Source organism: Paenibacillus sp. 01T422 (assembly GCF_056398785.1).
The window spans coordinates 1-5,978 of the sequence record NZ_JBFTQB010000355.1; the positions used below are offsets into that span (position 1 = coordinate 1).

A 5,978-nucleotide genomic window follows, 5' to 3' on the forward strand; every position below is an offset into this window, starting at 1 on the left:
CATTGGAAAATCGGTTTGCAATAAATTTAATGTTTTGCCATAATCCATTTCAACCACTCCATTCTTACCTTCACACATTTTATCATCCAAAAAAACAAAAAAAGCCTCTCATCCCCTAAAGGGACGAGAAACTCTGCTCGCGGTACCACCCTCGTTAATAAGCTACCGAAAAGACGCGTTAGACGCGCGCAACCCCTCGCTCATTCACTCGATCATGTGTAACGGCATGACCCGGTTCTCTCTACTTGATTCAAGAGACGCTCCTGGGGGATATTCGGTACGCTGCAGAGATTAGGCTCACACCAAATTCCCTAATTCGCTGACACTGCTTAAGACGTCCTACTCGTTCCAGTCATAGCTTTGCTGAGATACTTTTAACAGGAGTATATCGAATTCGCTAGACATAGTCAATATGACAGCTACCTAGCTGCCATATTCTTAAGCTTCTTCTTTTTGATCAAACTGCATGCTCTGCCAGCCTTCATTGTTTAGAAGCTCCAGCTGAGCTTCGAGCAGTGTCCGGAAACGAGTGCGATAAATCGACGCTTGTTTCTTCAATTCTTCAATTTCAAGAGCTACCTTGCGTGAACGCGTCAAGGACTCGTTAATAATCCGGTCTGCGTTCTTTTCAGCTTCTTTCAAGATCAGCTGTGCTTCTTTCTTGGCGTTGCTTCTAACTTCATCCGCTGCTTCTTGGGCAACGATGATCGTTTTGCTCAGCGAGTCTTCGATGTTCGTGAAATGATCCAGACGTTCCTGCAGGGCCACCGTTTGATTAGCTAAGTCTTTATTCTCACGAATCAATGCCTCGTAATCTTTAATGACTTGATCGAGGAATTCATTGACTTGATCTTCATCGTATCCGCGAAAAGAACGGGAAAATTCCTTATTATGTATATCTAACGGTGTTAATGGCATCAGTGCCCCTCCTTTGCGTTTTGCACAGCAATACGCACATCTATACTGAATCAGTTCGACAGAAAATTAGCAATTCCTGCATGGTTCGTGGATAATTTATCCACGTTCACGCAAACTTGCCGATCTTCACACGGATCCTACCTTTTTTCGTTACTCCTTCAACTTCAAGCACCTTGAATCTGCCGAACCCTTGCATAGAAACCATGTCGCCTTCYTTCAGCGGCTTGCTCGGATCTTCTTCTGGCTTCCAATTGACGCGGCAGCGCCCAGCTTGAATAGGAATCAACACTTTAGCTCGGCTAAGCCTAAATACATCGCTTACAATTCCGTCCATCCGCATGGAGGCAACTGATAACGTCAACTCGTCCAGGTTCACAGAGGCTAGCTCCAGTTTATCCAGTGACAGCAGCTCTGTCTGAACATGCACTCTGTGAACTTGTGACAAGTTCAAGTGCAAATAATCCGCTGCATCACGGGTAACTAAGCAATGGCAGCCACCCTCTATAACATGAATATCGCCAACCTTGTCTCGCTTCATGCCGAGTCCAAGAATGGCGCCCATGTAATCCCCATGTTCTAATGTTAAGAATTTACCGTCCCCGGATGAAACGGAGAGGACAGCCATCTCCATATCTTCTTCATCCAAAGACCGGTAGTCAGGGGCGATTAACGCCCTTCTGCGTTCCGCATCTGAATAACCACCATCGAACCGGCAGTGCACATCTGGATGCCGATTCACCAGTGAAGTCAGGATGAAAGCTTGTCTGGGATCTAGAAAATCAGTCAGCTTCACGGCGTGGTTCTGTGCTGCCCGCTCCACCCAATCCCAGGCTTTATCTACAAAGTAATGTTCGTCTGAATGAAAATGACTATAGAGTTCTCTAGACAACTTTAAAACATCCCTACTATGAAATCTAGAACAGCAACAATCCCCATAACTACGAATCGCAAAGCGATAAGGGCAACGATTGGCGACAAGTCAATGAACCCAATGCTTGGAATTATTTTGCGGAAAGGACTTAAGTACGGTTCAACTAATTTCCCCAGCAGACCTCCGACAAAACTTTCGCGTGCATTCGGGAACCAGGAAAGAACTAAGTAACCGATAATCATGAAATAATAAATTTCCATCAAAATACTAAGATAATAGTGAACGTAATCCACGTACGCATCCACCTCTGTGTTAGGATATGCGCCTATTCCTCACTCATCATCTCGGAGATGTGGCCATGAATATCAACTGTATCAGGGGTGCAAAGGAAGATATTCGGTCCCAGTTTGGATATAGACCCATTCAAAGCATATACTGTACCACTTAAAAAATCTACAATGCGTATGGCTAAATCACCGCGAACTCGCTGTAGATTGACGACCACCGCTCTTCGAGAACGAAGATGATCCGCGATGTCTTGCGTTTCTTCATACGTTCTAGGCTCGCTCAGCACGACACGCGCGTTCTTCTGTGAGTGAATGCTGACGACATTCGCCTTATTTTTATTACGCAATTCATAAGGATTGGTTTCAGGTTCTTCCGTTGTTTCCACGATTCGCTCACGCTCCACAACTTCTTCCTCTTCTTGTAATCCAAGAAAATTCATAAAACGGTTATAAACTCCCATTATAATTCCCTCCTATCCGCTTCTTCAATCCTTTATAACCTTTATGCTTCTTTTCCAACCAGAACAGTACCTAAACGCACCCATGTAGCTCCTTCTTCAATCGCCACTTCGAAATCTCCGGACATTCCCATAGATAATTCTTTGATGTCGTAGGAGAAAATCTTACTCTCATTCAACCGGTCTCTCAGTTCTCTTAACCCGCGAAACACAGGTCTTGTTGCATCGGCTTCCATCTCATAAGGCGCCATCGTCATTAAACCGGAGATATGTATGTGCTGCAGTTTGCTGACTTCTTCAGCAAATTCGAAGAAATGCTCGGGATTCATGCCGTACTTAGATTCTTCTCCAGAAATGTTTACTTGCAGCAGACAGTTGACTTTCATACCAAGCGCCGCAGCCTGCTTGTCCAATTCTTTGGCCAGCGACATCCTGTCGAGCGAATGAATGTAGGCGAATTTGCCAATCACATCCTTCACCTTATTCGTCTGCAAATGACCTATGAAATGCCATGTTCCCCTCTCATGCAGAGCCTCCCACTTAGGCTTCACATCCTGCCACCGATTCTCACCGATATGCAGCAGTCCCGCATCCAGAACACCTCGGGTCGTCTCCAAAGAAACATATTTCGTCACAGCTATCATCTTGATTTCAYTCTCATTTCGTCCTGACCGCTGACAAGCTGCGGCAATACGAGCTTCAACTTCCTCTTTGCGCGCTAGTAAACTCATATATGTAAACACCTCAATTCCAAACGTTGCTTGCTTGTTCTTCTTACCGAAGACCAATCCAAGCAACCATTCTACCTGTTGAACCGCCCTCTTTGCGATGCGAAAAGAAGTCATCTGAACGGCAACTCGTACATAACTGAGTTACTTCGATATGGGACGACAAAATTCCTGCTTGTACCAACAATTTTCGGTTCAGTTCTTGCAAATTCAGCATGTACTTGCCATTTTCTTTGCGATTGATTACGGCAAGTTGTACATCTGGCGCTGTATTCATCGCATTAAGTACAGCATACACACGTGTTGCTACGGTATCGTCCACCTCATAGCAGCAAATGCCAATAGAAGGCCCTATGGCTGCCCTTATGTCCTTTGGCTGGCTACCAAAAGTATGTGTCATTAAGGATATTGTAGCCATGGAAATGTTTAGCACAGACCCTTTCCACCCAGCATGAGAAAGACCCACGACGTGCTGAACCGGATCGTAGAAAAACAGCGGTACACAGTCTGCAAACTGGGCACATAACACGATCTCCTTCTCATTCGTAATGAAGCCGTCCTTCGCTTGAATAGCTGACTCTCTCGACGTTCTACCTATCCCTTTCTCCTGAAGGGAAACAACGGTCACCTCGTTGCCGTGCACCTGCTCTGCATAGGTAAAAGCTTCGAACGGCTGGCCGATAGCCTCAGCAAGCAGCTCACGGTTCCTGATCACGTGCTCAGGTTTATCCAGCACATGCAAACCGCAGTTCAGTGTTGAATAAGGCGCTTCACTCACTCCGCCATGTCGTGACGTAAACCCTGCCGTAAGTTCATCATATTGGTCCATCCAGCTTTCTATCGTAAAGAGTGCAGGTTGCCCCTCTTTTTCTTGTTTCACAAATGGTTCCACGATATTTCCACTCCCTTGCATTCATCTCTCTCTACTTTAGCACAAAACAAAAAGACACACGATTGTCTCTTGGCTGTTTGCGGGAAATCAGCCTACATTCGTGTGTCATACATTAGTTACGGAACTGTCTGTTGAACTCATAGACACCTTCATTTTCTTCGGTTTGACGATACGGCCGAGCATCTTCGAGCTTCACCAAGACTACGTCTGCGCCGATTTTCACAATATGTTTCCATGGTATGATGACGTCTGTACCCGTACCAAACAATCCGAAGAATCGGCTTTGGTTCGGCACGACAATCGATTCGATCCGTCCCTGCAGCAGATCCAGCTCCAGATCACTGATTTGACCGAGCTTTTTGCCGTCCACGATATTGATTACATCTTTCGTCTGGAAATCAGATATTTTCATGAGGCTTTTCACCACGAATCCATAGGATTTTAACTGATTTTGTACTAGTATATGTGCAGTGTGGGCAAAATGTCCTGAAAATCAAAAAAAGACCGTCACAGCTTGTCACAGCTGCTCCGGTCTTTATGTATAGAAATTACGATTTCACATGTTTCTGCATCTGGCAGATGGCTGATTTCTCAAGTCGCGAAACCTGTGCTTGGGAAATGCCAATCTCGTCGGCAACCTCCATCTGTGTCTTTCCTTCAAAAAAGCGCATGGAGAGAATCATCTTCTCTCTCGCATTCAGCTTGCGCATCGCTTCACGAAGCGCGATTCCTTCAATCCAGGACATGTCCTTATTTCTTTCGTCACTTATTTGATCCATGACATAGATCGGATCTCCGCCATCATGATAAATCGGTTCAAATAACGAAACCGGATCCTGAATAGCATCGAGCGCAAATACGACATCCTCTTTGGGAACATTCAGCGCCTCGGAGATCTCATAAATCGTAGGCTCGCGCGAGTTCGCATTCGTCAGGCTGTCTCTGACTTGCAGCGCTTTGTAAGCAATATCTCTTAAGGAACGAGAAACGCGAATCGGGTTATTGTCACGTAAGTAGCGGCGTATCTCACCTATAATCATCGGTACAGCATAGGTTGAGAATTTGACATTTTGGCTTAAATCAAAGTTATCAATGGCTTTCATCAGACCAATACAGCCAACTTGGAAGAGATCGTCCACATACTCTCCGCGATTGTTGAACCTCTGGATCACACTTAGAACCAATCTGAGGTTCCCATTCACCAATTTCTCTCTTGCCGATCGCTCCTGCTTGGTCTGCAAATCAGCGAACAGCTCGCGCATTTCAGCATTGGTCAGAACAGGCAGTTTGGCGGTATCAACACCACATATCTCAACTTTATTTCGGGTCACCGTGATTACCTCCCAAGGAGAAACATTAATGTTAATTATCCCCCTGAGTGAGTGATTTATTCCTGCTCTACCCGCTGCTCCGCCACTTGACAAAAGGCCTCCGACTCGCTCCCCCCTGTGACACCTGAACAATTTCGACATCGCCAGCCAAAAAATATTTTTCACAAAAAAAAGAGAGGCGGGATCGCGACCTCATCCCATGCTCTCTTTTTTCCTTACACCATCTTATTAAACTCCTTACGAAGCCTTTTAATGATTCGCTTTTCCAGCCTCGAGATGTACGACTGCGAAATGCCAAGTAGATCAGCAACGTCTTTTTGCGTTTTTTCCTCGCCATCCTGTAAACCAAAGCGCAGCTCCATGATAATTCGCTCACGCTCACTTAATTTATCCAGCGCTTTATGCAGCAGCTTACGGTCAACTTGTTCTTCAATGTTGCGGTAAATTGTATCGTTTTCTGTTCCAAGCACATCGGACAAAAGCAGCTCATTGC

General features: G+C 45.4%; 9 protein-coding genes and 1 other annotated feature. All 9 genes read right to left on the bottom strand.

Annotation, left to right across the window (positions count from 1 at the left end):
• Positions 1-116 precede the first annotated feature (116 nt).
• Positions 117-365: a binding site (T-box leader), on the bottom strand.
• A gap of 73 nt (positions 366-438) precedes the next feature.
• Positions 439-918, bottom strand: a complete 480-nt coding sequence (locus AC1DUA_RS19685) for a DivIVA domain-containing protein (RefSeq protein WP_145656906.1) — start codon at positions 916-918, stop codon at positions 439-441.
• A gap of 106 nt (positions 919-1,024) precedes the next feature.
• The gene (locus tag AC1DUA_RS19690; protein ID WP_477501386.1) at positions 1,025-1,807 is read right to left on the bottom strand and encodes a YlmH family RNA-binding protein; all 783 of its coding nucleotides are present in this window, start codon (positions 1,805-1,807) and stop codon (positions 1,025-1,027) included.
• Positions 1,808-1,809: 2 nt separating this feature from the next.
• Positions 1,810-2,049 carry a YggT family protein gene (locus AC1DUA_RS19695; RefSeq protein WP_477501390.1) on the bottom strand — a complete coding sequence of 80 codons (240 nt, stop codon included), beginning with the start codon at positions 2,047-2,049 and terminating at the stop codon, positions 1,810-1,812.
• A gap of 65 nt (positions 2,050-2,114) precedes the next feature.
• Entirely contained in the window at positions 2,115-2,537 is a 423-nt protein-coding gene (locus AC1DUA_RS19700) for a cell division protein SepF (protein ID WP_315951381.1), read from the bottom strand.
• 41 nt (positions 2,538-2,578) lie between these two features.
• The gene (locus AC1DUA_RS19705; protein WP_477501387.1) at positions 2,579-3,265 is read right to left on the bottom strand and encodes a YggS family pyridoxal phosphate-dependent enzyme; all 687 of its coding nucleotides are present in this window, start codon (positions 3,263-3,265) and stop codon (positions 2,579-2,581) included.
• Positions 3,266-3,308: 43 nt separating this feature from the next.
• Positions 3,309-4,154 carry a peptidoglycan editing factor PgeF gene (gene pgeF / locus AC1DUA_RS19710; RefSeq protein WP_477501388.1) on the bottom strand — a complete coding sequence of 282 codons (846 nt, stop codon included), beginning with the start codon at positions 4,152-4,154 and terminating at the stop codon, positions 3,309-3,311.
• Between the two features lie 112 nt (positions 4,155-4,266).
• Entirely contained in the window at positions 4,267-4,566 is a 300-nt protein-coding gene (locus tag AC1DUA_RS19715) for a YlmC/YmxH family sporulation protein (RefSeq protein ID WP_145656916.1), read from the bottom strand.
• A 136-nt stretch (positions 4,567-4,702) separates the two neighbouring features.
• Entirely contained in the window at positions 4,703-5,485 is a 783-nt protein-coding gene (gene sigG, locus AC1DUA_RS19720; RefSeq protein ID WP_145656918.1) for an RNA polymerase sporulation sigma factor SigG, read from the bottom strand.
• A 215-nt stretch (positions 5,486-5,700) separates the two neighbouring features.
• The coding region (locus AC1DUA_RS19725; RefSeq protein ID WP_477501389.1) for a sigma-70 family RNA polymerase sigma factor at positions 5,701-5,978 on the bottom strand (278 nt) is incomplete at its 5' end.